This is a genomic window from Streptomyces sp. BL1 (assembly GCF_057628045.1).
Window position 1 is genome coordinate 6617810 of record NZ_JBXYWZ010000002.1, and the last position, 25639, is coordinate 6643448.

Below are 25639 nucleotides of genomic sequence, written 5' to 3' on the forward strand. Positions count from 1 at the left end.
CGCGCCGCGCGGTCTCACCCCGCCGCCGGCGGCTCCGCGCCCGGGGTGATGCGGGCCCGGATGTCGGTGGCGGCCTGCTGCGCCTGCGCGCCCAACTCCGCGAAGCGGGACTCCGGTACGCGGTCGCGCGGGCCCCACACGCTGACCACGGCGACCGGCCGGTCACCGGCGTCGAGGACCGGCGCGGCCACTCCGTACAGCTGCGGCTCCAGTTCGCCGACGCTGACGCTGTAGCCCTGTGCGCGGACCTTGGCGAGTTCCGCGTGCAGGGCCTGCCGGTCGGTGCGGGTGGTCTCCGTGTACTCGGCGAGCGGCCCGGAGAGCAGCGCGTCCACCTCGTCGGACGACTGCCACGCCAGCAGCGCCTTGCCGGCGGAGGAGGCGTGGACGGGGACTTGGCGGCCCAGCCAGCGGGCGCTGAGCACGGTGGGCGGCACGACTTCGTCCACGTACGTGAGGCCGAGCCGCTGCGCGACGGCGAGGTTCGCGGTCTCGCCGGTCTCCCGGCACAGCCGCTGCAGTACGTCGTGCGAGCGGCGGATCAGACCCTCCACGCCCGCCGTCGAGGCCATCCGGCTGATCGCGGAACCGATCGTGTAGCGGTTGGCCACGGGGTCGCGCTCGACCAGCGCGTGGTGTTCGAGCGTGGCGAGGAGCCGCCACGCGGTGGCCCTGTTCAGGCCGCAGGACGCGGCGAGTTCGGCCACGGGGCGGCCTTCGGGCGCACTGTCCGAGACGGCGTTGAGCAGGGCGATCGCCCGCTCCAGTGACTGCACCCGGCCCCCGCCGGGCCGCGCCCTGTCCTGCTCGTCCGGGGCGTGTGCCGCGTCCATTCCGTTCCCTCCGCCGTGCTGTTCCGCCGTGCCGTTCCGCTCCCGGCAGCCTAGCCGCGGCTCGCGGCCCGCCCCCACGTACCCGCAGGTCCGCGCGTGCGCCGGAGGTCCGGTACGGGTCCGGCACGCGTCTTGACGCGCCGAAGCCCGCCCCCGTAGCGTCGCGCATCGCGAACAAGCGACGCACATTGTGCGACGGCGAAACGCGACAGAGGTACGCGACACCAGCCCGGCGGCTTGCCGCCGGGCGACGACAGCTCAGGTGGGCAGATGGCAGAGAACGCGGCACGCGTGGTCACCCCGTACGAGGGGACGGGCCGGCGGGCATGGGACGACGAGGCGCCCGTACCGGCGCCGCTCGCCCTGCACGCGACACCGGTGAAGCCGGAATGGGTGGACTACAACGGGCACATGAGCGAGTCGTGCTACTTGCTCGTCTTCGGCGACAACTCCGACGCGTTCTTCCGCTACCTCGGCATCGACGAGGAGTACCGGGCGAACGGCGGCTCGCTCTACACGGTGGAGACCCACCTCCACAACAAGCGCGAAGTGGCCGAGGGCGAGCCGCTGCGGCTCACGCTCCGGCTCCTCGACCACGACGCGAAGCGGGTGCACGTCTTCCACGAGATGTGGCACGCGGCCGACGGCACCCTGCTGGCCACGGCCGAACAGATGCTGCTGCACGTCGACACGGCAAAGGGGCGCGCCTGCCCGCTGCCGGACACGCTGCTGCACCGGCTCGCCGCGATCCAGACCGCGCACGACGTCCTGGACATGCCGGAGAGCGCGGGCCGGCCCATGGGCATCCCCGCCGACCGCAGCCGCCGGACGGCCCCCCGTACAAGCCCCCGCACGAACTGAGGAGAGAAGACCATGGAGTTCGAGCTCACCGACGAGCAGCGCATGATCGTGGACACGGTCGGCAAGTTCGTGACGACCGAACTGGACCCGCACGCCGACGAGGTGGAGAAACTCGACGACGTACCGCCCGAACTGGCCCGCGGCATCCGCGAGAAGGCCCTCGCCGCCGGGCTGTACGCGGCGAACATGCCCGAGGAGATCGGCGGTGGTGGACTCGACGCGGTCAGCATGACGCTCGTCGAACGGGAGCTGGGCAAGACCAGTTTCGCTCTGCAGATGCTCGTCGCCCGCCCCAGCAACATCCTGGAGGCGTGCGAGGGCGAGCAGCGCACCCGGTACCTGTACCCGACGGTCCGCGGCGAACGGCACGACTGCCTCGCCATGACCGAGCCGGGCGCGGGCTCCGACGTACGGTCGATGCGCACCCGTGCCGTACGCGACGGTGACGCGTATCTCCTCAGCGGGACCAAGCACTTCATCTCGCACGCCGACATGGCGGACTTCGCCATCGTGTTCGCGGCCACCGGCACGGAGGAGACGCAGCGCGGCACCAAGAACCTGATCACCGCCTTCCTCGTGGACCTCGACGCGCCGGGCGTCGAGGTGCGGCGCGGCTCCGGCTGCGTGTCGCACCGCGGCTACCACCAGTGCGAACTGACCTTCACCGACGTACGGTTGCCCGTCGCGCAGCGGCTCGGCGAGGAGGGGCGCGGCTTCGAGCTGATGGGGGAGTGGCTGGGCGCCAGCCGCCTCCAGGTCGCCGCGACCAGCATCGGGCGGGCCCGCCGCGTTCTCGACCTGACCCTCGAATGGGCGGCGGAACGCGAGCAGTTCGGGCAGCCCATCGGACGTTTCCAGGGCGTCAGCTTCCCGCTCGCGGACATGGCGACGGAGCTGGAGGCCGCCGAACTGCTCACGCTGCGCGCCGCCTGGAAGCAGGACCAGGGCACCATGACCGACCGGGACGCGGCGATGGCCAAGCTGTACGCGTCCGAGGCGCTCGGCCGCATCACCGACCAGGCGCTGCAGACCTTCGGCGGCATGGGCCTCATGGAGGAGCTGCCCATCGAACGCTACTGGCGCGACGCCCGCGTCGAACGCATCTGGGACGGCACCAGCGAGATCCAGCGGCACATCATCTCGCGCTCCCTGCTGCGCCCCCTGGGCTCCTGATGGCGGGCGCCCACCACCTGGCGCGGATGCTGTCACCCCGTCACATCGCCCTGTACGGCGGCGAGTCCGCTGCCGAGGCCGTACGCCAGTGCCGTGCCGTCGGCTACGAGGGCGAGCTGTGGCCCGTCAATCCGAAGCGGGAGCACATCGAGGGGCTGCCCTGCTACCCGGACACGGCCGCGCTGCCGGCGGCGCCGGACGCCGCGTTCCTCGCCGTACCCGGTGAGGCCACCGTCTCCGTCCTCGCCGAACTCGCGGCCCGTGGAGCCGGGGGAGCGGTGTGCCACGCGTCGGGCTTCGCGGAGGACGGGCCGCGCGGCGCCGCGCTGGAGGACCGGCTGCGGGATGCCGCGGGGGACATGCCGGTGATCGGCCCGAACTGCATCGGCGTCCTCAACTACCTGGACGGCACGGCACTCTGGGCCGACCAGCACGGCGGCGCCCGTACGGACAGCGGCGTCGCCGTCATCACGCAGAGCGGCAACATCGGCCAGAACCTCACCATGCAGCGCCGCGCCCTCCCGCTCGCCTACATGATCACAGCGGGGAACGGGGCCGTGACGGGGATACCGGAGCTCGTCGAGGCGCTGCTGGAGGACCCGCGGGTCACCGCCATCGGGCTGCACCTCGAAGGGATCGCGGACGCCCCCGCGTTCTCCCGCGCCGCGCTGTCCGCGCTGCGCCGCGGCGTGCCCGTCGTGGCGCTCAAGACGGGCAGTTCGGAGCTCGGCGCGCAGACCACCATGAGTCACACCAGTTCCCTCGCCGGATCGGACGTGCTGTGCGACGCGCTGTTCCGCAGGACGGGCGTGGCACGGGTGGACGAGGTGAGCACCTTCGTGGAGACGCTCAAACTGCTGCACGTCCATGGCCCGTTGGGCGGCTGCGCCCCGGAGGGCGCGCGCATCACTTCCGCCAGCTGCTCCGGCGGCGAGGCGGCCCTGCTGGCCGACACGGCACAGCGGCACGGCGTCGAACTGCCGCCACTGCCCGAGAAATCCGCGGCCCGGCTGCACGACGTGCTGGGCGACCGGGTGCACGTCCGCAACCCGCTCGACTATCACACGTTCATCTGGGGCGACTTCGCCGCGCAGCGCGAGTGCTTCACGGCGCTGCTCGGCGCGGGCTGCGACATGAACGTGCTGCTGCTCGACATGCCGCGCGCCGACCGGTGCGACGGCGACCCGTGGACCACGACGCTGCGCGCCTTCACCGCGGCACAGGACGACACCAAAGCGCCCGCGTGCGTGGTCAGTTCACTGCCCGAGGGGGTGCCGGAACCGGAGGCCCGGGAGCTGCTCGCGGCGGGCATCGCACCCATGCAGGGCATGGCGGACTGCGTACGGGCCATCGCCGCGGCCCGGCGCATCGGCGCCGCACGGCACGCCCCGCAGGGGCGGCTCCCGCTCGACGCAGTACCCGAACGCACGGCAGCCGGGGGCGAGGTGCTCGACGAGCGGGCCGGGAAGCTGGAGCTCGCCGGATACGGCGCGCGCATCCCCGAAGGGGCCGCCGTTCCGCCTGGCGAGGCGGCGCGGGCCGCACGCCGTATCGGCTTCCCCGTCGTCGCCAAGGCCCTCGCCCCCGGACTCGCCCACAAGAGCGACGCGGGCGGTGTCCGCCTCGGGCTCGACAGCGAACAGGCCGTGGACGAGGCCGTGTCGGCGATGTCCGGGCTCGCCGACCGGTTCCTGATCGAGGAGATGGTCCCGGACGCCGTCGCCGAACTCATCGTGGGCGTGCACCGGCACGCCCGGTTCGGGCCCGCGCTGACCCTCGGCGCGGGCGGCGTCCTCGTCGAACTCGTCCGGGACACGGCCACGTTGCTGCTGCCCGCGGACCGTACGGAGATCGAGACGGCGCTCGCGTCCCTGCGGATCTGGCCGGTGCTGCGCGGCTTCCGGGGCCGCCCCGCCGGCGACATACCGGCCGCCGTCGACGCCGTACACGCCGTCGCCACGTACGTACGCGACCACGACGCGGTCACCGAACTCGACGTCAACCCGCTGCTGGTGCTGCCCGAAGGACGGGGCGCCGTCGCCGCGGACGTACTCATCAGGCGCGCCGCGCCACAGTAGGAGAGGAGCCCCATGCATCCGGTTCGTGAAGACGGGGCCGCACGCGAGGACAGTCCGGTACGCGAGAACAGTCCAGTAAGCGAGGACGGCCCCGTACGGCAGGAAGTCCGCGACGGCGTGCTGGTCGTCACGTTGGACAGGCCGAAGGCCAATGCCGTGGACGCGCCCACGAGTCACGCCCTGTACGAGGCCTTCGACCGGCTGCGCCGCGACGACACGCTGCGCGCCGCGGTGCTCACCGGCGGAGGGGACCGGTTCTTCTCCGCGGGCTGGGACCTGAAGGCCGCCGCGGAGGGCGAGGCCATCGACGCGGACCACGGCCCGGGCGGCTTCGCCGGGCTGACGGAACTGTTCACGCTCGACAAGCCGGTGATCGCCGCGGTGAACGGGCTCGCCCTCGGCGGCGGCTTCGAACTCGCCCTGGCCGCCGACCTGATCGTCGCCGACGCGCACGCCGAGTTCGCGCTGCCCGAGGTGAAGGTCGGCATGATCGCCGACTCCGGGGGAGTGCTGCGGCTGCCGCGCAGGCTGCCGCGCGCCGTGGCGACGGAGCTGCTGCTGACGGGGCGCCGGATGGGCGCGGCGGAGGCCGCGCGCTGGGGGCTGGTGACGGAGGTCGCCGACGGGACCGAGTCGGCTCTGGAACGGGCCCTCGCCCTTGCCCACACCATGTGCGAAGGCGCGCCGCTGGCCCTCGCCGCGGTGAAGGAAGTGCTGCGCGAGACGGAGCAGTTGGGGATCGCCGACGGGTACGCCCGGATGCGGGACGGCGGCCTGCCGCGGTACGCCGCGATGCTCCGCTCCGCCGACGCGGAGGAGGGGCCGCGCGCCTTCGCGGAGAAGCGGGCCCCGCACTGGACGGGCGCCTGACAGCCGTAACGGGACGCCGGTGCGGGCCCTCCGTCGTACGAACGGGGGGCCTACACCGGCTCGTCCGCCGGATCGTCGTCGATGAGGGCCTCGTCCAGGAGCTGGGCGACCTCGTCGAGAGTCGTCGACGGGTCGAGGTCGTCGATCCGTACGCCTGCTCTCTCCTCCATGACCACGGTCAGCTCGGCCACGGAGAGCGAGTCGAGATCGAGGGAGGCCAGCGTGGTCCCCGAACGGAGATACTCCTCGCTCAGCCCGAAGGTCTCGGAGAGTACGGCGGTCATCGCCGCGTAACTGTCGGCTGAATTGCTGTGAGACATGGCGTTACGAGACCACAGCGCGGGCCGTGAACCGGGGAGTCCTCACCCGGCGGCGGCCGCCCGGCCCCCGGAATCACCCGGACGGCCGAGCGCGCGGCCCGCTCGCCGGCCCCGCAACGCGCCTCCCACTCCGCGCCGTGCGGCCCAACTCCCCTGGTCGCGCTCCCTGTTGACGCACCAGGCCGCCGCTTCCCGTACGGCCCGGCGGCACCGCCCGTCATCCGCCGTTTCCCGCACTGCAACTCTCCGCAACTCTGGCCCGGCGCGGCGCCGCGCGGTCGCATGGCAGCAGCCCCGTTCACGTGCACGCGACGGGACCAGCGCAACGGACCGGAGCAGCGGGACACGCACAACGGGACCCGCGTGCGGCGGGGCTGACATCGCCCGGAAACCCTCACGGAAGGGCCGCCCATGAAGCTGACCGAAGCGGCACTGCTGGACGCCTACCGGACCATGCGGACGATCCGTGTCTTCGAGGACCGGCTGCACGACGAGTTCGCGAGCGGCGACATCCCCGGCTTCGTCCACCTGTACGCGGGCGAGGAGGCGTCGGCCGCCGGGGTCTGCGCCCACCTGGACGACGACCGCGACAGCATCGCCAGCACCCACCGCGGCCACGGCCACTGCATCGCCAAGGGTGTGGACGTGAAGGCCATGATGGCCGAGATCTACGGCCGTACGACGGGCTGTTGCCGCGGCAAGGGCGGCTCCATGCACATCGCCGACCTGAGCAAGGGCATGCTCGGCGCCAACGGCATCGTGGGTGGCGGGCCGCCGCTGATCTGCGGGGCCGCGCTCGCCGCGAAGGTGCGCGGCGACGGGGGAGTGGGCGTCGCCTTCTTCGGCGACGGCGCCTCCAACCAGGGCACCACCCTGGAGGCGCTGAACCTCGCCTCCGTGTGGCAGCTGCCCGCCGTCTTCGTCGCCGAGAACAACGGGTACGCCGAGGCCACCGCCGCCTCCTGGTCGGTGTCCGCGGAGCACATCGCGGACCGTGCCGCAGGCTTCGGCATGCCCGGCGTGACCGTCGACGGCTTCGACTTCTTCGCCGTGTACGACGCCGCGGGCGAGGCCGTCGAACGCGCCCGTACCGGCGGCGGACCCACCCTCCTCGAAGTCGAACTCACCCGCTACTACGGCCACTTCGAGGGCGACCAGCAGGCCTACCGCGCCGACGAGGTCGCCACCGCCAAGCGCACCACCGACTGCCTCACCCGCTTCCGCGAACGCGCCACCGGCGAGGGCCTGCTGGACGTGTCCGCGATGGACCGCGTCGACGAGGAGACGGCCCGGCTCGTCGACGAGGCCGTCGCCGAGGCCAAAGCGGCCCCGCTGCCCACCGCGGCGGACCTGGAGACCGACGTCTACGTCACGTACTGAACCCCGGCACCCGCAGACCGCATCCGCAGACCGTAGGCGCACGCGCTGACCGCGCACCCGCATACCGCGCATCCGCAGACCGCAAGGAGGCGAACTCCGTGGCACGCAGCATCAGTTACCGCGAGGCGCTGGGCGAGGCACTCGCGCAGGAGATGGAACGCGACCCGAACGTCCTCGTCATCGGCGAGGACAACGCCGGCGGCGCGGGCGCGCCCGGCGCGAGCGACGCCTGGGGCGGCGTCCTCGGCGTGACCAAGGGGCTCTACGACCGCTTCCCCGGACGCGTCCTGGACACCCCCATCACCGAATCGGCGTTCATCGGCGCGGCGATCGGCGCGGCCACCCGCGGCATGCGGCCCGTCGTCGAGCTCATGTTCATCGACTTCCTCGGCGTCTGCCTGGACCAGATCTTCAACCAGGCCGCCAAGTTCCGCTACATGTTCGGCGGGAAGGCCGTCACCCCCGTCGTCATCCGCGCCATGTACGGCGCCGGACTGCGCGCCGCCGCACAGCACTCGCAGGCCCTGTACCCGGTGTTCACCCACATCCCGGGTCTCAAGGTCGCCGTGCCATCCTCCCCGTACGCGGCCAAGGGGCTCATGCTCCAGTCCATCCGCGACGACGACCCCGTCATCTTCTGCGAGCACAAAGCCATGTACGACACCGTCGGCGACGTCCCCGAGGAGAGCTACACGCTGCCCTTCGGCGAGGCCGACATCGTGCGCGACGGCAGCGACGTGACCGTCGTCGCGCTCGGCCGGATGGTGCGCGTCGCCGAGGAGGCCGCGGCCGAACTCGCCGCCGCCGGCATCTCCTGCGAGGTCGTCGACCCGCGCACCACCAGCCCCCTCGACACCGAGACGATCGTCGAGAGCATCGAGAACACCGGCCGGCTCGTCGTCGTCGACGAGTCGTCACCCCGCTGCGGCTTCGCCGCCGACATCGCCGCGCTCGCCGCACGCGAGGCGTTCTCCGCGCTCCGGGCGCCCGTACAGACGGTCACCCCACCGCACACGCCGGTGCCGTTCAGCCCGGTCCTCGAAGACCTCTACGTTCCCGACGCCCGACGCGTCGTCAACGCCGTGCAGGCCGTCACCGACAGCGCCCCCGCCGGGAAAGGAGCCGTCCCCGCATGACAGGCAACGAGTCCGCCGACGAGTCCGACGGCGCGCGGCTGCGCGCGGTCGTGATGCCCAAGTGGGGGCTGTCCATGGAGAGCGGAAAAGTGCTCGAGTGGTACGTCCCCGAAGGCACCGAGATCGCCAAGGGCGACGACCTCGCCGAGATCGACACCGACAAGATCGCCGGGGTGCTGGAGGCCCCCGAGGAGGGGCTGCTGCGCCGCATCGTCGCAGGACCCGGAACGCAGGTCGCCGTCGGCGCCCCGCTCGCCGTACTGGCCCCCGCCGACGTGCCCGACGAGGAAGTCGACGCCTACGCGGCGCGCGTACGCGAGGAGTTCGCCGCGGCGGACACCGGCGGCGGTGAACAGGCCCCCGACCCGGAGCAGTTCGCCGACGTGGACGGCCGCACCCTCGCCTACACCCGCCTCGGCGACGGCGAGGAGACCGTTCTGCTCGTGCACGGCTACGGCGGCGACAAGGACTCCTGGCTGTTCGTCCAGGAACCCCTCGCCGCACACGCCACGACCGTCGCCCTCGACCTGCCCGGGCACGGCACCTCGGGCAAGGACGTGGGCGACGGCAGCCTCGGCACGCTCGCCCGCGCCGTCCTCGGCCTGCTCGACACGCTCGGCGTCGAACGGGCCCACCTCGTCGGCCACTCGCTCGGCGGCGCCGTCGTCACTGCCGCGGCGGCAGCGGCCCCCGCACGCGTACGGTCGCTCACCCTGCTGGCCCCCGCCGGCTACGGCACCGAGGTCAACGGCGGCTACCTCCGCGGCTTCGCGCACGCCACGTCCCGCCGCGAACTGCGGCCGCACCTCGCCCAGTTGTTCGCCGACGAGCAGCTCGCGACCCGACAGCTCGCCGACGACCTGCTCAGGTACAAACGCCTCGACGGCGTGGGGGAGGCGCTGGAAACCCTGCTGCGCACGCTCCTCGGCGGCGAGGGCGACGGGAACGTACAAGCCCTCGACGCGGCAGCGCTGCTGACGGGAACCGACGTCCCCGTCGAAGTCGTCTGGGGCAGCCAGGACCGGATCCTCCCCGCCGCCAACGGGGCGTCCGTGCCACCGGGGAACACCGTGATCCAGTACGCCGAAGGGGCCGGGCACATGGTGCACATGGAGGCACCGCGCCAGGTCAGGGCCGCCGTCGAACGGGCCCTCGCCCGAGCACGCTGACCGCGTGTGGACGGCGCACGCGGTCAGCGCACGGCGGCCTCCGCGGCCGCCCGCCCGGCGCGGGCCTTTACCGCCCGCGCCGGGACGCGCACCATCGGCCCTGGGGCGGGACGACGGGGTTCCCGCGCCGGACGAGACCGGGAGCCGAGCGTGCGCGAGACACACGGGACGCAGGAGACGTACACGCCGGAGACGACGCGGGAGGCGGGCGCGCACGGCGCGGGTACGGGCCGCCGCGCCGTACCCCTTCCTGCGGCGCCGCACGACGAGAGCGGTACGCCCGGACCCGGCGACGACCCGCGCCGCTACGCGCGGCTCCTCGCGCACGCCCACGAGGCGGCACTCTCCGGACAGCGCCCGCCCGTACCGCCCCGGCAGGTGATCGGGGACTCCTGGCGCCGCATGCTGCGCGCCGGACTCGACCCCGACCGCGGCGCGGACACCCGGCCGCTGCCCGTCGACGAACTGGAGCGCCGCCGCCGCGTGTCACCCCTCGTCGACGTCCTGCAGACCGCGCGCGACAGCCTGTTGCCCGTCGCCGACCCCGGCTGCTCCATCACCGTCGTCACCGACGCGGAAGGGCACGTGCTGTGGCGCGACGGCAACACCGCCGTACGCCGCCGCGCCGACGGACTCGGCTTCGCCGAGGGAGCCGGCTGGGCCGAGGACCTCGTCGGCACCAACGCCATCGGCACCGCGCTGGTCGCCCGGCGGCCCGTCCAGGTGTACTCCGCCGAGCACTTCGTCCGCACCCACCACCCCTGGACGTGCGCGGCGGCGCCCGTCCACGACCCCAAGGACGGCCGGCTCCTCGGCGCCGTCGACGTCAGCGGGCCGACCGCCACCGCGCACCCCGCCACCCTCGCGCTCGTCACCGCCGTGACCCGGCTCATGGAATCCGAACTGCGCACCGCGCACCAGGCCGGCCTCGAACGGCTCCGCTCCCTCGCCGCGCCGCTCCTCAGCCGCATGCCGGGGCGGGCCCTCGTCGTGGACGGGCACGGCTGGACGGCGGCCGTCTCCGGCATGCCGCCGCTCGACCGCGTACCGCTGCCCAAGGAGCCCCGCGCGGAACGCGTGTGGATCCCCTCCCTCGGCCTCTGCGCGCTCGAACCGCTGCCCGGCGGGTGGCTCATCCGGCCCGGCGCGGAAGCCGGCGAGGTGCCGGCGCCCGGCCGCGCCGTCCTGGACCTCAGCGGCCCGCGTACGTGGACCCTCACCGTCACCGGCGAACACGCGGGCTGGTCCCGCGACCTGAGCCCCCGTCACGCGGAACTCCTGCTGCTGCTCGCGGCGCACCCCGAGGGGCGTACGGCGGCGCAGCTGGCCCTCGACCTGTTCGGGGACGCGGCCCGTACGGTGACGGTCCGCGCCGAACTCTCCCGCCTGCGACGCCACTTGGGCGGCCTCCTGGCCCACCGCCCCTACCGCTTCGCGGACCACGTCCAAGTCCACCTCCACACCCCACCCGACCCCCAAAACCTGCTACCCCACTCCACGTCCCCGACCATCCACGACCTACGCAACAACGCGACGCAACTCCCACACTGAGAGCGCTCCGTACTCCTTCTCCGCCGCGACGGCGAGTAGGCCCGCGGGGCTGCCCGGCGGTGTGGGCGCGACGCGCGTTCACCGCCGAGCGGCCCCGCGCAACTCGCCCGCCGCTGCGGCGGATCGGAGCGGGGGCGTGCCCCGCGCGGGGTGGAGGCGCCGTGGGGTGCGGCCGTCACGTGAGGGGCGCGCCCCACGGGCTTACGGGGCGAGCCACACCGTGGTCACGTTGCAGAATTCGCGGATGCCGTGGCCGGCCAGCTCGCGGCCGTAGCCGGAGCGTTTGACGCCGCCGAAGGGCATGCCCGGGTGGGAGGCCGTCATGCCGTTGAAGTAGACGCCGCCCGCCTGCACGTCGGCCACGCACTGCGCCTGCTCCGCGGGCTCCCGCGTCCACACGTTCGAACTCAGCCCGAACGGCGTGTCGTTGGCCAGCTCGATCGCCTCGTCGAGAGACGCGACGCGGAACAGCGACGCGACGGGCCCGAACGCCTCCTCCTGGTGGATCCGCATGTCGCGGGTGATCCCCGCGAGGACCGTCGGCTCGTAGAACCACCCCGCTCCGCGGTCCGCGGGCCGCCCGCCCCCGCACAGCACGTCCGCGCCGAGCTTCTTCGCGTCCTCGACGAGCTCCTCGACATCGGCCCGCCCCTGTTCGCTGGAGAGCGGGCCGACGTCCGTGGAGTCGGCCATCGGATCGCCGACGACCAGCGCCTTCATGCCCTCGGTGAAGCGCCGCGCGAACTCCTCGTACACGTCCTCGTGCACGATGAACCGCTTCGCGGCAATGCACGACTGCCCGTTGTTCTGCACCCGCGCGGTGACCGCGACCTCCGCGGCGCGCGCGACGTCCGCGGACGGCATCACGAGGTAGGGGTCGCTGCCGCCCAGCTCCAGCACCGTCTTCTTGATCTCGTCGCTCGCCGTGGAGGCGACCGAACGCCCCGCGGGCTCACTGCCGGTGAGGGTCGCCGCGGCGACCCGGCGGTCGCGCAGGATGTTCTCCACCGCGCCCGAACCGATCAGCAGGGTCTGGAAACAGCCCTCCTCGAACCCGGCCCTGCGGAACAGGTCCTCGACGTACAGCGCGGTCTGCGGCACGTTCGACGCGTGCTTCAGCAGCCCCGTGTTGCCCGCCATCAGCGCCGGCGCGGCGAACCGGACGACCTGCCAGAGCGGGAAGTTCCACGGCATGACGGCGAGCACCACGCCGAGCGGCCGGTAGCGTACGTACGCGCGGGCGCCGCCGCTGTCCTGCACGTCCAGCGGGTCGGGGTGTTCGTCGGCGAGCAGACCCTCCGCGCGGTCCGCGTACCACCGCATCGCCTTCGCGCACTTGGCCGCTTCCGCGCGGGCCGCCTTGAGGGTCTTGCCCATCTCGGTGGTCATGGTGCGGGCGATCTCCTCCTGGTCCTCGTCCAGGAGTTCCGCGGCGCGGTGCATGAGCCCCGCACGGTGCGCGAAGCCCGTCCTGCGGTGCCGGTGGAACGCCTCGTGGGCGCGTGCGACGCGCTCCTCGACCTGCGCGTCGGTGAGCGCGTCGAAGGTCCGGAGCGTCTCTCCGGTGGTGGGGTTGACGGTGGCGATGGCCATCGGGATGCCTCCTCGGTGAGCGGTCGTGCGGGTCAACGGGGTGTCGCGGAGCGGCCGTCGGGGCCGCCGGTGCCTTCCCGGCCGGACGCGGACACGGTCTCGGACGCCAGCGCGGGGATGATGCCGCCCGCGAGCACGGCCTCACGCTGCCGCGGCGAGAGCCGGTGCCGTACGGCGTACTCCTCGTTCCGCGTCACGTTCCGTACGCGCAGCGCCCCACCGTCGTCGCCGGAGCCGTCGACGGAGGCGGAACCGTCGAGCGCCGCGTGCAGCCCTTCGAGCCGCAGCGTGTCACCGGCGTCGATCCGCTCCCAGTCGTCCGCGTTCTCGAACTCCAGGGCCAGCACACCGAAGTTGGCGAGGTTCTGCCAGTGGATGCGCGCGAACGATTTGGCGAGTACGGCCCGCAGCCCCAGGTGCCGCGGGGTGATCGCGGCGTGTTCGCGGGACGAGCCCTGCCCGTAGTTGTCGCCGCCGACGACGAAGTGCGGCCCGTCGTGCGCCGCGGCACGGCTCGGATAGTCCGGGTCGAGGCGGGTGAAGGTGAACTCGGCGAGCTTCGGAATGTTCGACCGGTACGGGAGGGCCCGCGCACCGGCCGGGGAGATGTCGTCGGTGGAGACGTTGTCCCCGGCCTTCAGCAGGACGGGTCCCTCCAACTCGTCGGGCAGCGCGTCCAGTTCGGGCAGCGCCGACACATTGGGCCCGCGCTCCAGCCGTACGCCCGCGGCCTCCTCGGGCGGCGGGGGAGCCTCCAGCATGCCGGTGTTGACGCTCGCCCGGTCCGGCAGCTCCAGGGCCGGCGGGTCCATGCCGGCGTCGGCGGCCCAGTCGCGGGGGTCGGTGATGACGCCGGTCAGCGCGGAGGCCGCCGCGGTCTCCGGGGAGCACAGCCACACCGCGTCGTCCTCGGTGCCGGAGCGGCCGCGGAAGTTGCGGGGGAACGTACGCAGCGAGTTGCGGCCCGCAGCGGGTGCCTGGCCCATGCCGATGCAGCCCAGGCAGCCGCTCTGGTGCAGCCGCGCGCCGGCGCCGACGAGGTCGAAGGTGCCGCCGGAGCGGGTGAGGTCCTGGAGGATCTCGCGGGAGGTCGGGTTGATGTCGAAGCTGACCCCGTCGGCGGTGGTCCGGCCGCGCACCATGGCGGCGGCGACGGCGAAGTCCCGCAGCCCGGGGTTGGCGGACGAACCGATGACGGCCTGGTCGACGGGTTCGCCGGCGACATCCCGTACGGGCACCACGTTGCCCGGCGACGAGGGCTTGGCGATCAGCGGCTCCAGGGTGCCGAGGTCGATCTCCTCGTCCAGGTCGTACACGGCGTCGGGTTCGGCGGCGAGCGGGGTGAAGTCGTCTTCGCGGCCCTCGGTGCGCAGGAAGGCGCGCACCGCGTCGTCGGCGGGGAACACGCTTGCCGTGGCGCCGAGTTCGGCCCCCATGTTGGCGATGACGTGCCGGTCCATGGCGGTCAGGGAGTCCAGCCCCGGGCCGTGGTACTCCAGGATCCGGTTCACGCCGCCGTTCACCCCGTGCCGGCGCAGGAGTTCCAGGATGACGTCCTTGGCGCTGACCCACGGCGGCAGTTCACCGGTCAGCCGGATGCCCCAGAGGTGCGGCATCCGTACGTACAGCGGGCGGCCCGCCATGGCCAGCGCGACTTCCAGGCCGCCGACGCCGATGGCCAGCATCCCGAGGGAGCCGGCGGCGCAGGTGTGCGAGTCGGATCCCGCGAGGGTGCGGCCGGGGAGGCCGAACCGCTGCATGTGGGTGGGGTGCGAGACGCCGTTGCCGGGCTTGGAGTACCAGACGCCGAAGCGGCGGGCGGCGGACCGCAGGAACGTGTGGTCCTCCGCGTTGCGCTCGTCGGCCTGGAGGATGTTGTGGTCCACGTACTGCACGCTGACCTCGGTGCGTACCCGGTCCAGGCCGAGCCCTTCCAGCTCCTGCATCACCAGGGTGCCGGTGGCGTCCTGGGTGAGGGTCTGGTCGACGCGCAGCCCGATCTCCTCGCCGGGCTCCGCCGTCCCCTCGACGAGATGGGACGCGATCAGCTGCTGGGCCGCGGTTCCCCGCGCCTGCTTGCCGCCGGTGCCGGCCACGGACGCACCTCCTTCGACGCTTGCCCCGCCCAGCCTGTGCCCTGCGGGGCCGGGCGTCCTCGCCGAGTGCCCCGGTCGGACGGGCGTGATTCCCGGAGCGGGGGGCAGGAAGGCGCCGAGCCGTCAGCGGAGCGCGACGGGAAACGGGTCGAAGGCCGGCGGAGGGTGACGGGGCAGAGAGGTGCCGAGGGTCAGCGGAGGGTGACGGGGAGCGCGTCGAGGCCGTACACGATGGACAGCTTGCGGAAGTTCAGCGACTCGGGGCCGGCGGCGAGCCGCATGTCGGGGAACCGCCTGACCAGTGCCGGGTAGGCGGCGCGCAGCTCCATGCGGGCCAGCTCGGCGCCGATGCAGCGGTGGATGCCGTGCCCGAACGCGAGGTGCGGCAGCTTGCCCCGGTTGCGGTCGAACTCGCCCATGGGGGCGCCGGGGCCGCCGGCGAGTCCCGCGTCCCGGTTGGCGCGCAGCAGGGAGCAGAGCACGATGTCGCCGGTCTCGACGCGGTTGCCGCCGATGTCGAGGTCCTCGACGGCGAACCGGGGGAAGGCCATCTGCACCACGGACAGATAGCGCAGCAGTTCCTCGACCATGTCGTCGGCCGCGCCGTCCTCGTCGCGCAGGGTGCGGAACGCCTCCGGGTTGCGGAGCAGCACGAGCGAGCCGAGGGCGAGCATGCTGGCGCTGGTCTCCAGGCCGCCGGTGAGGACGCCGTCGGCGAGGCCGGCGAGTTCGTGGTCGTCGACCTCGTCGCCGTGCGTCCGCACGATCATGCCGAGCAGCCCGTCGCCGGGGGACTTCCGCTGCCGCTGGACCACTTCGTACAGATAGTCCGACGAGGACGACATGGCGCCGAACGCGGCGTCCACCCCGTCCAGCAGGTCGAAGCGCTGGGTGCTGAGGCGCTGGAACTCCTCGCGGTCCTCGTACGGCACGCCCAGCAGTTCGCAGATGGTCAGGGACGGGATGGGCCAGGCGAACGAGGACACCAGGTCGACGGGCCGGCCGGCCCTGGCGTCGGCCTCCATGGCGTCGAGCTGCTGCGTCACGATGTCGTCGATCCACGGCGCGAGGCGCTGCAGCCGCCGCACGGTGAACTCGGGGGTGAGGATGCGCCGCAGCCTGCTGTGCGCGGGCGGGTCGCTGAAGCCGAGCCCGCCCGGGTTGGGCTTCTGCACGGCCTCGGGGGTGCCCGCGAGGGTCGTGAAGTCGTTGCTGAACGACCGCGGGGCCGCGAGGACTTGGCGCACCTCGTCGTACCCCGTCACCAGCCAGGCGTCCACGCCGAACGGCAGGGACACCTTCGTCATGGGCTCCGCGGCCGCGTCCCCGGCGGCACCGTGCACGGGGTCGAGGCCGTCGCGCCGGAAATGCGCGAGAACCTCCTCCGGCACCAGTGCGAGGGTCGAGGCGTCGATGCCCCGCCGCCCCACCCGGGCGAGATACCTGCGCCCGAGCCATCCGCCGAGGCGGTCGCGCAGCATCGTCACCGGCCGCGCCGTCATCCGGACCTCCTTCCGTCCGGGAGCGGCGGACACGGGCCCGTGGGCCCGCGTCGGAGCGGAGGTGCATGGCCCATGACGGGCCCAACGACGTCCCCGCTGCCCGGACACTGGTGTGCGAAGTGTGGATCACATGGTGCCCCGCCGCCCGTGCGGGCCGGTCGGCGGGGCGGGGTGCTCAGCGGGCTTCGCCCCGTACGGGGGCCTCCGCGGCACGCACGATCGCCTTGGCCACCGTGGGCAGCGCGTCGTCGTTCACTGTCAGAAAGAGGTTCGGCTCGATCAGTTCGAGCTCCATGACCTGCGGTTCCCCCAGGTCGTCATCGGCGAGGTCGACCCGCCCGTACAGCAGCCGGTCCGCGTCCGGGGCGGCTGCCAGGGCCTGTTCGGCGACGGCCAGTTCCGCCGCGGTGGGGGTCCACGGCTGCTTCCCGGGATGGGCGTTCTTCTTCTCGTCGTAGGCGACGTCCGGGGCGAGCACGGCGTTCTTCCGGATGGCGTGCACGAACCGGCCGCCGTAGAAGACCAGCGCCCGCTCGCCCGTGGTGTCGATCTGCCGCAGGTACGGCTGCACCATGGCCGTCATGCCCTCGGCGTGCATGCGCTGTACGTGGAGCAGCGCGTCGTCCTTGCCGTCGGGCCGGTAGCGGCCCGCGTACCGGGCGCCGGCCCCGGTGGTCGGCTTGATCACGTACTCGTGGTCGAGCGGCAGTTCCACCGGCTCGCCGGGCGCGGTGTACCGCGTCGGCACGGTGGGCACGCCGTGTGCGGCGAGCTCGCCGAGGTAGCGCTTGTCGGCGTTCCAGCGCAGCACCGACGGCGGGTTGGCGAGCACGGTCCGCTCGCCGCACCGGTCGGCCCAGTCCAGGAACTCCCCGGCGCGCAGTACGTAGTCCCAGGTGGACCGCACCACGACCAGGTCGAAACCGGCCCAGTCCACGTCCGGGTCGTCCCAGAACGCGACGGTCGTCTCGGCTCCGGCGCCGGTGACGGCGTCCCGCAGCAGCGGCAGGTCGTGGTCGGTGCTGATGTCCGGCCTCGGTCTGGCGGTGGCCAGGGCGACGCGGGGACTGCGGGCGCGTATCACGGCGGAAGCTCCTCGATCACGGTCGGACGGCCGCGACAGACGCTAGCAAGCGGAGATGACAACGCCGCTACGGCCACCGTCCACAAGCCCGCGGACGCACGTCCGCGCGTGCGCTCCCGGCGCAGGGGGAGGAGCGCACGCGCGGAGACCCGGGCCGTACGCCGGCGGGCCGCTCGCGGTGAACGGGCCGCCGGCGTACGGGAGTTCAGGCCGTCGGCTTCCAGGCCGTGCGGTCTCAGACCGCGCGGTGGTACGGGTCGGGCCAGCGGGCCTCGGCGCCCAGTTCGCGGGCCGCCTCGTTCGTCCAGTACGGACGGCGCAGCAGCTCGCGGCCGAGCAGCACCGCGTCGGCGCGGCCCGAGGTGAGGATCTCCTCGGCCTGGCGGGCCTCGGTGATCTCGCCGACGGCGCCGACCGCGAGGCCCGTCTCGTTCCGCACCCGCTCGGCGAACGGCACCTGGAAGCCGGGGGCCGGGACGATCTTCGCGTCGGGGGCGTTGCCGCCGGTGGAGGTGTCGAGCAGGTCGACGCCGCGGGCCTGCAGCTCCTTGGCGATGCGGACCGTGTCCTCGGCGGTCCAGCCCTCGCGGCCGTCCTCCGGGTTCTCGCTCAGCCAGTCGGTCGCGGAGATGCGGAACAGCAGCGGCAGTTCCTCCGGCCACACGGCGCGCACCGCGTCGACGACCTCCAGCGCGAAGCGCGTACGGCCCTCGAAGGAGCCGCCGTACTCGTCGGTGCGGTGGTTGGTGAACGGCGAGAGGAACTCGTTGATGAGGTAGCCGTGCGCGCCGTGGATCTCGACGGTCTTGAAGCCGGCGGCGTACGAGCGCTGCGCGGCGTCCGCGAACTGCCGCACCAGGACCTGGATGTCGTCCTTCGTCAGCTCGTCCGGCGTCGTCGAGGCCCCGTCGAAGGGCAGCGGGCTCGGGCCGACCGGCTGCCAGCCGTGCTCGTCCCCGGCGGCGATCGGCGCGCCGCGGCGCACCCAGGTGCGCTCGGTCGACGCCTTGCGGCCGGCGTGCGCGAGCTGAATGCCCGGCACGGTGCCGTGCTCGGACAGGAAGCGGGTGATGCGGGAGAAGGCCTCCTGCTGGCGGTCGTTCCACAGCCCCAGGTCGTACGGGCTGATCCGGCCGTCGGGGCGTATGCCGGTCGCCTCGACGAGGGCCAGGCCCACACCGCCGACGGCACGCGCGCCGAGGTGTGCCAGGTGCCAGTCCGTCGGTGCGCCCTGTTCGGGGCCGTCCGGCGCGGCGGAGTACTGGCACATGGGGGCCATCCACACGCGATTCGGGACGGTCACCGACCGCAGCGTCAGGGGCTCGAACAGTGCGCTCACGGCGCGCTCCAATCCATGGTCCGGGTAGGGCGGAACGGGAAGTACGATAACCCTCGTAGTACGGCGCGTGTCAAACTACGATGGTTCTCGTAAGATGGAGCCCGCAGCGGAGGGGCAAGCCGCCGCACTGAGGGACAGTCAGGGCAAGTCAGGGAAAGCAGAGGGAGAGTGAGCCGCAGCCGTGCCGACGACGACCGCTGTACGTGAACTCCCGCACCCGGCGCGGGACGAGATCCGGCTGGAGGCGGTGCTGCACGCACTCGCCGACCCCATGCGGCTGCTCGCCGTGTGCAAGCTCTCCGCCTACGGCGAGGGGGAGGGCAAGGGCGCCACCTGCTCCCAGGTCGACATCCCCGTCTCCCCCTCCACCAGCACCCACCACTTCCGCGTGCTCCGCGAGGCCGGCGTCATCAACCAGTGCTACCGCGGCACGTCAAAACTCAACTGCCTCCGCCGCGCCGACCTCGACACCCGCTTCCCGGGCCTCCTCGACGCGGTCCTAGACGCAGCGGACCGCCAGGAGGGCTAACCGCGAGGTGTGGACCGGCGTCCCGCCGAGGTGTGGGCAGCTGGTCCGCCCAAGGGGCGGAACGGGTGGGCACACCGGACCGCCAGCCGCGAGGTCTGTCCCCACCCGCGCAACGCCCGCGCCCCCGTACGGCTCCGCGTCAGCCCCGCGCCTCCCGCGCCTCCCGGCCCACAGGCGAAAGCAACGTCACCACGCTGGAGTCATCACACGCCCCCAACCCCGCCCGCTCACCAAGCACATACAACTGCTCCGCCGCAGCAGCCAACGGCACCGGCACGTGCGCACCCTTCGCGACACCCGTGACGATGCCCATGTCCTTGACGAAGATGTCCAGCCGCGACCGGACCTCGACCTCCTCGTCGCGGTACGCCTGCGCCATCCGCGGACCGCGGTCCGAGAACATGAACGAACCCGCCGCACCCTGCCCCAGACTGTCGATGACGGTCTGCGGATCGAGCCCCAACTCCCGCGCCAGCGCCACCGCTTCCGCCGCCGCGGCAATGTGCACACCCGCCAGCAGCTGATTGACCGCCTTCAGCGACTGGCCGTCGCCGGGCGCGCCGCCGATGACGGTGAGCGTGGAGGCCAGCCGGTCCAGTACGGGGCGGGCCGCCGCCAGCGGACCCTCCTCGGCGCCCACGACGATCAGCAGATCGCCGCTGCCGGCGCGGGCCGGCCCGCCGCTGACCGGCGCGTCCACGAGGGACACCCCGTACGGGGCGAGTGCGGCGGCGGTGGCCCGGGCCGCGTCCGGGCCGACGGTGCTGGTGAGCACGACCACGGCCCCCTCGCTGAGCGCGGCAGCGGCGCCGCCCTCGCCGAACAGGGCGGCATCCACCTGCTCCTGGTCGCGCACCGCGAGTACGACGACGTCCGCGTCGCGCGCGGCCTCCGCGGGGGTGGCGGCGCTCACCGCCCCCGCACTGTCGGCGAGTTGCGCACGCCGAGCGGGGTCGACATCGAACACGCCAAGTGAAAACCCACCCACCCCCAACCACGAGGCCATAGGCAACCCCATGGCCCCCAACCCAACAACGGCGGTACGAGGCAGTGCACTTGAGTCAGACATAACTCTCCTTAACAAGGTGTAGGCAGCCATCCGCCAAGGTGTGGGCAGGCGGTCCGCCAAGGGGCGGAACGGGTGGGCACACCGGACCGCACCCGCGAGATCTGTCCCGCGCACGCAACGCACGCGCCGCCGTGAGGGGTTGAGCCCCGGCCCCGCCCTTACCCGTTTCTCCCGGGGCCCGGCCCCGGCCCCCACCGCGCTGCGCGCGAAAGAAGGCCGCCACGCGCTGCGCGCTGTGCGCAAAGGGAAGGGGACTGGGCCGCTCGCCGCGCGAAAAAAGGGGCTCCGCCCCACGCGCTGCGCGCGAAGGAAGGGGGCTCCGCCCCACACGCCGCGGGGAACTGGGGGTTCCGCCCCACGCGCTGCGCGCGAAAGCAGGGCGCTGCGCGCCACGCGCTGCGCGCGAAGGGAAGGGCGCTGGGCCGCTCGCCGCGGGAAAGAACGGGGCCCCGCACACAACGCCCGCGCCGCCCCGAGGACTTGGCCCTCAAGACCCGCGAAGCACCGCAAGCGCAGCGACCAGCGCCGAGTCGTCCCCCACATTCCCCGCGAAGACCACATACGGCACCCCCGGCACGCGCCCGTCTACCGGCTCCCACAGGGACACGATGCCGGGGAGGAGCGTCCCGCGGGCCCACACCCGCCGGATCTCCAGGCCCTCCGTCGCCGTGTCGCTGGACGTGATGCCGCCTTTGGCGACGACGAACGCGGGCGTGCGCGCCGCGGTGACCGCGCGGACCGTCTCGACCAGCGCCGAGGACACGCTGCGGGCGATGGAGAGCGAGTCGTCGGCGTCCTTGCCGGTGACGACGGTGCGGCTCGTACGGATGACGGCGTCGCGTGACGCCATCGCGTCGGCGCAGGCCCGCGCCACGTCCGCGATGTGCGCGTCGCGCCGCCGCGGGTCCAGCAGCGCGTGCACATCCAGCTCGTACTCGGCGATGCCGCCCCGTTCCCGCAACCGGTCCAACTGCCGTGTGGTCAGGCCGACATGAGACCCGACGACGACCAGCCCGTGCCGTTCGGACCGCGCCCCGAGGGTGGCGGCGGTGAGCGGCGGATGGGCGGGCTGTCCGGTGCGGGCCCGTACGAACGAGGGCCCGCACCGGTACAGCAGCCGCACCCCGCGCTGTTCCGTCCGCGCCAGGGCCAGCGCCAGCACCCGCAGGTCGTCGTCGCACACGGCGTCAACGACCGCCGTACGCCCGCCCGTCAGCCTGCCGAGCAGGTCCGCGACGTGGTCGGGCCCGCCGGTGCGCAGGTCGTCGAGGGTGATGCGCAGGACGTCCGTGGCGGAGACGCGTCCGCCGGTCTTCTCCTCGACCCACTCGGGGAGCCGGGAGGCGGAATAGCCGAAGGTCGCGTCCCGCGCGAACTCGCTCTCGCCGACGGGCAGCATGCCGTCCGCTGTGCGCATCCAGTGCACCGAGTCGACCGTGTACCGGCCCGCCTCGATATAGGCCGGCACCAGCACCACACCGTCGGTCTCCCCGGCGCCGACCGCCGTCAACTCCTCGGCAAGCACGTCCATTTCGAGCGGGAAGTGACCGCGGAGCGTGGAGTCGCTGCGGCTGGTGAGGACGTACTCGGTGCCTTCTGCGCGGGCGGCCTCGGCGAGCGCCCGTACGATCTGCCGGTTGCGTTCGGCGGCGTCGTCGGCCGCGAGGCTGCGGGTGTTGGTGAGGACGAAGAACGCGTTGCTGTCCTGGCGCAGCGCCCAGCGCAGGTCGTCCACGGCCCAGGAGGTGAGGACCGGGATGTCGGCGATGGTCTGGGTGCCGGTCGGGTCGTCGTCGAGGAGTACGAGGCGGGGCCCGCCGGCGACGGCGGCGGCGACCTCGGCGGCCGCCACCTCCCGTACGGGCGGCAGTCCGGCGAGCAACTCGCTCTCGGGAACGGGGGTTTGCGGCATGGCGACGCTGCTTCCTGTGTGCGGGTTTCTGTGCGGGTTCCTGTGCGCGGCAGGGAGGACGGCCCGTACGGAGTGGGCGCGTACGGGCGGGAACGGATCAGGGGCGGGCGGAAGAGGGGCGGGGCCGGTCAGGTCCCTTCGGTTCCGTCGTCCGCTCCGAGGACGTGGGTACGCAGATCGTCGGCGGTCTGGGCGATGTGCCCCTCCATGGCGCGGCCCGCGCGGTCGGGCTCTCCCGCGCGCAGGGCGTCCAGGAGGGCCTCGTGGTGGGCGAGGGCGTTGCGGCGGATCTCCGGTACGGCGGAGGTCTCCCGGCGGGCGTCGATCAGCAGCCGGCCGAACGGTTCGAAGAGCAGCGGCACGAAGGCGTTTCCCGAAGCGCGCATGATCACTTCGTGGAAGGCGATGTCGGCGTGGACGAAGGCGTCGGTGTCGGCGGCGTCCGCCGCGGCTCTCATCTCGTCGAGTGCGGTGGCGAGTTCGGCGAGGTCGGCCTCCCCACGACGGGACGCGGCGAGCCGGGCCGCGCCGACCTCGATGAGTTCGCGGGCCTCGATGAGCTTCTCGGAGACCGAACCGCCGGCGGGGGAGCCGCCGGTGGGGGAGGTGGCGGCCGGTGAGGTCGCGGCGGCCCGGATCATCGGCTCCAGCGCGGTCCACTGGTCGGGCGCGTTCACGTAGGTGCCGCGGCCGCGGTGGATACGGACGACGTTCTGCGAGCGCAGCACCTTCACCGCTTCGCGGACGGTGAGCCGGCTCGCCCCGTACTCCTCCGCCAGCACCCCCTCCGGCGGCAGCGCCGCACCCGGCGGGAAGTGACCGTCGATGACCGACGTCAGCAGACGCTCGGCGATCTCCTCGGACAGCGGCACGGTCCACCTCCCTGCGGGGGCATCAGACGTCTGATGTCTGCGCTGCGCCCCGAAGCTAGGCGCCCTGTCGGCCGCGGTCAAGACCCCCACGGGCCCGCGGACCCGCGCCTCCGGGTGGGGCAGCTGGTCCGCCCTTGGGGTGGAGGGGGCACCTCCCAGCGGTGGCTGGGGGAGGGTGGGCACACCGGAGTCCGGGCGCAGCCCGTTCCTCCCGCGTCCGGGGGCTGCGCCCCGTTGTTTCGCGCGGAGCGCGGTGGCGGGGTCCGGGGCGGGACCCCGGTTCCCCCTCTTCCCTGCCCGCAGGGCAGGGCTGGGGTCCGGGGCGGCAGCCCCGGAAGAAACGGGTAGGGGCGGGTCTGGGGCCAACCCCTCACCGCGGCGCGGACGTTGGGTGCGCGGGGGACAGACCTGGCGGGTGCCGGTCCGGTGTGCCCACCCGTCCCGCCCCCAAGGGCGGACCAGCTGCCCACACCTCGGCGGACGCCGGCCCACACCGGGGGCGGGGCTCATCCCGCGTTGCGGAGCCGCGGCCTGGCCGCCCCCTCACCCGGGGCGGGCCCCCTCGTGCGCGAGGCAGGTCAGCCGCGGTGCACCACGTGCCCGCCCGTCATCGTGAGGCGGACCGGCGCGTCGCCGAGTTCGTCGGGTGGGGCTGTGACGGGGTCGACGGCGAGGGCCGTGAGGTCCGCGCGGTAGCCCGGCGCGATGCGGCCCGCCTCCGCGGCCTCGCCCGCTGCGAGCGCCGCGTGCGAGGTGACGCCCTCCAGCGCCATCAGCCCGGTGAGCGCCTGACCGGGCGTCACCGGCTCGGTGGACACCGCACCCGGCAGCCGCCGCAGCCGCGCGGCGGCCAGCACGGAGCGCGGGTCGTGGTGCGCGATCGGCCAGTCCGAGCCGAGCGCCAGCACCGCGCCGCTGTCCCGCAGGTCACGGCAGCGCCACGCCCGCGCGGCCCGCTCGTCGCCGACGCGCTTCGACCATTCGTCCGTGTGGTCGGCGCGGGTGTACGCGGTGTGCGTGGGCTGCATGGACGCGGCGACGCCCAACTGGCCGAAGCGGGCTATCTGGTCGGACGGGAGGGTCTCGATGTGCTCGATGCGGTGCCGGCCGCGCTGGTCCGCGCCGAGCCCGGCCACGGTGTCCAGGACGTGCCGGACGGCCGCGTCACCGATGGCATGCGTGGCGGTACGGACGCCGGCGGCCGCCAAGTGCCGTACGGCGCGGGTGTATTCGGCCGGGTCCGGCCAGAACGCGTCCGTGCCCTGGCCGTGGCAGTCGGCGTGCTCCAGCCACGCGGTGCCGCCCTCCACCGTGCCGTCCATGAAGAACTTCACCCCGCCGACCCGCCAGTGCCGGCCGCCGAGCTCCTGCAGCTCGACGAGGTGGTCGAGTTCCTTCTCACCGTCGCCGGGCATGCACCAGGGCGCGAGTCGCAGCCGTACCGGCAGCTCCCCGTCCTCCTCCATGCCGGCCAGCAGCGCCGGCACGAACGTGTCGTCCATATCCATGACATGAGTGCCCGTCAGCCCATTCGCGGCCATGCCGGCCAGGACGGCCCGCAGTCGTTCCGCGCGTTCGGTGTCGGCGGGGCGGGGGAGAACGCCGTCGAACAGGTCCATGGCGGCGTGCTCGACGAGATGACCCGTGGGCCTGCCGTCCGGGTCGCAGACCACTTCGGCGTGCTGCTCGAAGCGGCGCGGCCCCTCGATGCCGGCGGCCTTCAGCGCGGCGCCGCTGACGAGCGCGGAGTGGCCGTCGTAGAGGCGGAGGAACGCCGGTGCGCCGCCCAGGACTTCCTCGATCAGGTCGCGGTGCACGGGCGCCCCGCCGAACACGTTGTGGTCGAGCCCCCAGCCCAGCACCCACTCCCCGGGCGCGGCCGCCCGTACGGCCCGGTCCAGCGCGGCGCGCAGGTCCGCCAGGTCGCGGCAGCCCGACAGGTCGGCGCCTGTGGCCATTTCGGCTCCCCACACCGGGTGGCTGTGGCTGTCGGTCAGCCCCGGGGTGAGGGTGGCCCCGCCGAGGTCCAGCACGTCGGTGTGCGGTCCGCGCCAGTCCCGTACGTCCGCCGCGTCGCCCACCGCGGCGATCCGCCCGTCGCGCACGGCGACGGCGCCCGCCGTGGGGCGGCCCGGATCGAGGGTACGGATGTGGGCGCCGGTCAGAATGATGTCGGCAGCGGACACGTGAACTCTCCTTCGTGGGGGCTTTGTTGCGGGGCCGAGCGCCGCGTCACGGACGGCTCCCGGCGGTGGTCGTTCTCAGGGGGACG

The 25639-nt window shown here is 73.4% G+C and carries 20 protein-coding genes; 9 read left to right on the plus strand and 11 right to left on the minus strand.

Going from position 1 to position 25639, the window contains the following annotated elements; genetic code table 11:
- Positions 1-14 precede the first annotated feature (14 nt).
- The gene (locus AC3AGO_RS28980; protein ID WP_487823199.1) at positions 15-833 is read right to left on the minus strand and encodes an IclR family transcriptional regulator; all 819 of its coding nucleotides are present in this window, start codon (positions 831-833) and stop codon (positions 15-17) included.
- 270 nt (positions 834-1103) lie between these two features.
- Between AC3AGO_RS28980 and AC3AGO_RS28985 the strand changes: the two genes are divergently transcribed.
- From AC3AGO_RS28985 to AC3AGO_RS29000, 4 genes are read left to right on the plus strand one after another with little or no spacing between them, the layout of a single operon-like run.
- Entirely contained in the window at positions 1104-1694 is a 591-nt protein-coding gene (locus AC3AGO_RS28985; RefSeq protein WP_487823200.1) for a thioesterase family protein, read from the plus strand.
- A gap of 12 nt (positions 1695-1706) precedes the next feature.
- Positions 1707-2867, plus strand: coding sequence for an acyl-CoA dehydrogenase family protein (locus AC3AGO_RS28990; RefSeq protein WP_487823201.1), 1161 nt, complete (start codon positions 1707-1709; stop codon positions 2865-2867).
- Positions 2868-2893: 26 nt separating this feature from the next.
- Positions 2894-4945 (plus strand): acetate--CoA ligase family protein, encoded by a 2052-nt coding sequence (locus AC3AGO_RS28995; protein ID WP_487823202.1) that lies wholly within the window; start codon positions 2894-2896, stop codon positions 4943-4945.
- Between the two features lie 12 nt (positions 4946-4957).
- The gene (locus AC3AGO_RS29000) at positions 4958-5815 is read left to right on the plus strand and encodes an enoyl-CoA hydratase-related protein (protein ID WP_487823203.1); all 858 of its coding nucleotides are present in this window, start codon (positions 4958-4960) and stop codon (positions 5813-5815) included.
- 50 nt (positions 5816-5865) lie between these two features.
- On the opposite strand, the gene AC3AGO_RS29005 is transcribed toward AC3AGO_RS29000, so the two are convergent.
- Entirely contained in the window at positions 5866-6135 is a 270-nt protein-coding gene (locus AC3AGO_RS29005) for a phosphopantetheine-binding protein (protein WP_487823204.1), read from the minus strand.
- A gap of 411 nt (positions 6136-6546) precedes the next feature.
- On the opposite strand from AC3AGO_RS29005, the gene AC3AGO_RS29010 reads away from it, so the two are divergent.
- The 4 genes from AC3AGO_RS29010 (at position 6547) to AC3AGO_RS29025 (ending at position 11371) form a co-directional block, all read left to right on the plus strand.
- On the plus strand, positions 6547-7515 hold the full coding sequence (locus AC3AGO_RS29010; RefSeq protein ID WP_487823205.1) for a thiamine pyrophosphate-dependent dehydrogenase E1 component subunit alpha: 969 nt from the start codon (positions 6547-6549) through the stop codon (positions 7513-7515).
- 98 nt (positions 7516-7613) lie between these two features.
- A complete protein-coding gene (locus AC3AGO_RS29015; RefSeq protein WP_487823206.1) occupies positions 7614-8651 on the plus strand; it encodes an alpha-ketoacid dehydrogenase subunit beta in 1038 nt (345 codons plus the stop codon).
- Positions 8648-9820: an acetoin dehydrogenase dihydrolipoyllysine-residue acetyltransferase subunit gene (locus tag AC3AGO_RS29020; protein WP_487823207.1), complete on the plus strand. Its 1173-nt coding sequence runs from the start codon at positions 8648-8650 to the stop codon at positions 9818-9820. Before AC3AGO_RS29015 ends, AC3AGO_RS29020 begins: the two co-directional genes overlap by 4 nt.
- A 150-nt stretch (positions 9821-9970) precedes the next feature.
- Positions 9971-11371, plus strand: a complete 1401-nt coding sequence (locus AC3AGO_RS29025) for a GAF domain-containing protein (protein ID WP_487823208.1) — start codon at positions 9971-9973, stop codon at positions 11369-11371.
- A gap of 201 nt (positions 11372-11572) precedes the next feature.
- Here AC3AGO_RS29025 and AC3AGO_RS29030 read toward each other — a convergent pair whose 3' ends face one another.
- The 5 genes from AC3AGO_RS29030 to AC3AGO_RS29050 all read right to left on the minus strand — a co-directional run bounded on the left by AC3AGO_RS29030 (position 11573) and on the right by AC3AGO_RS29050 (position 18985).
- Positions 11573-12964 (minus strand): NADP-dependent succinic semialdehyde dehydrogenase, encoded by a 1392-nt coding sequence (locus AC3AGO_RS29030; protein WP_487823209.1) that lies wholly within the window; start codon positions 12962-12964, stop codon positions 11573-11575.
- A 32-nt stretch (positions 12965-12996) separates the two neighbouring features.
- On the minus strand, positions 12997-15060 hold the full coding sequence (locus tag AC3AGO_RS29035; RefSeq protein ID WP_487823210.1) for an aconitate hydratase: 2064 nt from the start codon (positions 15058-15060) through the stop codon (positions 12997-12999).
- Between the two features lie 191 nt (positions 15061-15251).
- A complete protein-coding gene (locus AC3AGO_RS29040; RefSeq protein WP_487823211.1) occupies positions 15252-16562 on the minus strand; it encodes a cytochrome P450 in 1311 nt (436 codons plus the stop codon).
- Between the two features lie 175 nt (positions 16563-16737).
- Positions 16738-17646, minus strand: a complete 909-nt coding sequence (locus tag AC3AGO_RS29045; RefSeq protein WP_487823212.1) for an ATP-grasp domain-containing protein — start codon at positions 17644-17646, stop codon at positions 16738-16740.
- A 235-nt stretch (positions 17647-17881) separates the two neighbouring features.
- Positions 17882-18985, minus strand: a complete 1104-nt coding sequence (locus tag AC3AGO_RS29050; RefSeq protein WP_487823213.1) for an NADH:flavin oxidoreductase/NADH oxidase — start codon at positions 18983-18985, stop codon at positions 17882-17884.
- Positions 18986-19166: 181 nt separating this feature from the next.
- On the opposite strand from AC3AGO_RS29050, the gene AC3AGO_RS29055 reads away from it, so the two are divergent.
- Positions 19167-19514 carry an ArsR/SmtB family transcription factor gene (locus tag AC3AGO_RS29055; protein WP_487823214.1) on the plus strand — a complete coding sequence of 116 codons (348 nt, stop codon included), beginning with the start codon at positions 19167-19169 and terminating at the stop codon, positions 19512-19514.
- A gap of 139 nt (positions 19515-19653) precedes the next feature.
- On the opposite strand, the gene AC3AGO_RS29060 is transcribed toward AC3AGO_RS29055, so the two are convergent.
- The 4 genes from AC3AGO_RS29060 to AC3AGO_RS29075 form a co-directional block, all read right to left on the minus strand.
- On the minus strand, positions 19654-20613 hold the full coding sequence (locus AC3AGO_RS29060; RefSeq protein WP_487823215.1) for an NAD(P)-dependent oxidoreductase: 960 nt from the start codon (positions 20611-20613) through the stop codon (positions 19654-19656).
- 457 nt (positions 20614-21070) lie between these two features.
- Complete coding sequence (locus AC3AGO_RS29065; RefSeq protein ID WP_487823216.1) at positions 21071-22495, minus strand: four-carbon acid sugar kinase family protein; 1425 nt, start codon at positions 22493-22495, stop codon at positions 21071-21073.
- A gap of 128 nt (positions 22496-22623) precedes the next feature.
- A complete protein-coding gene (locus AC3AGO_RS29070; protein ID WP_487823217.1) occupies positions 22624-23367 on the minus strand; it encodes a FadR/GntR family transcriptional regulator in 744 nt (247 codons plus the stop codon).
- A gap of 578 nt (positions 23368-23945) precedes the next feature.
- On the minus strand, positions 23946-25553 hold the full coding sequence (locus tag AC3AGO_RS29075; protein ID WP_487823218.1) for an amidohydrolase: 1608 nt from the start codon (positions 25551-25553) through the stop codon (positions 23946-23948).
- Positions 25554-25639: the final 86 nt, after the last annotated feature.

What these genes read in the sequence shown, in the direction of transcription:
- AC3AGO_RS29020 (WP_487823207.1), top strand. Translation starts at nt 8,648, where the DNA reads ATGACAGGCAACGAGTCCGCCGACGAGTCCGACGGCGCGCGGCTGCGC.
- AC3AGO_RS29030 (WP_487823209.1), bottom strand. Translation starts at nt 12,964, where the DNA reads ATGGCCATCGCCACCGTCAACCCCACCACCGGAGAGACGCTCCGGACC.
- AC3AGO_RS29010 (WP_487823205.1), top strand. Translation starts at nt 6,547, where the DNA reads ATGAAGCTGACCGAAGCGGCACTGCTGGACGCCTACCGGACCATGCGG.
- AC3AGO_RS29005 (WP_487823204.1), bottom strand. Translation starts at nt 6,135, where the DNA reads ATGTCTCACAGCAATTCAGCCGACAGTTACGCGGCGATGACCGCCGTA.
- AC3AGO_RS28990 (WP_487823201.1), top strand. Translation starts at nt 1,707, where the DNA reads ATGGAGTTCGAGCTCACCGACGAGCAGCGCATGATCGTGGACACGGTC.
- AC3AGO_RS28980 (WP_487823199.1), bottom strand. Translation starts at nt 833, where the DNA reads ATGGACGCGGCACACGCCCCGGACGAGCAGGACAGGGCGCGGCCCGGC.
- AC3AGO_RS29040 (WP_487823211.1), bottom strand. Translation starts at nt 16,562, where the DNA reads ATGACGGCGCGGCCGGTGACGATGCTGCGCGACCGCCTCGGCGGATGG.
- AC3AGO_RS28995 (WP_487823202.1), top strand. Translation starts at nt 2,894, where the DNA reads ATGCTGTCACCCCGTCACATCGCCCTGTACGGCGGCGAGTCCGCTGCC.
- AC3AGO_RS29065 (WP_487823216.1), bottom strand. Translation starts at nt 22,495, where the DNA reads ATGCCGCAAACCCCCGTTCCCGAGAGCGAGTTGCTCGCCGGACTGCCG.
- AC3AGO_RS29060 (WP_487823215.1), bottom strand. Translation starts at nt 20,613, where the DNA reads ATGGCTGCCTACACCTTGTTAAGGAGAGTTATGTCTGACTCAAGTGCA.
- AC3AGO_RS28985 (WP_487823200.1), top strand. Translation starts at nt 1,104, where the DNA reads ATGGCAGAGAACGCGGCACGCGTGGTCACCCCGTACGAGGGGACGGGC.
- AC3AGO_RS29000 (WP_487823203.1), top strand. Translation starts at nt 4,958, where the DNA reads ATGCATCCGGTTCGTGAAGACGGGGCCGCACGCGAGGACAGTCCGGTA.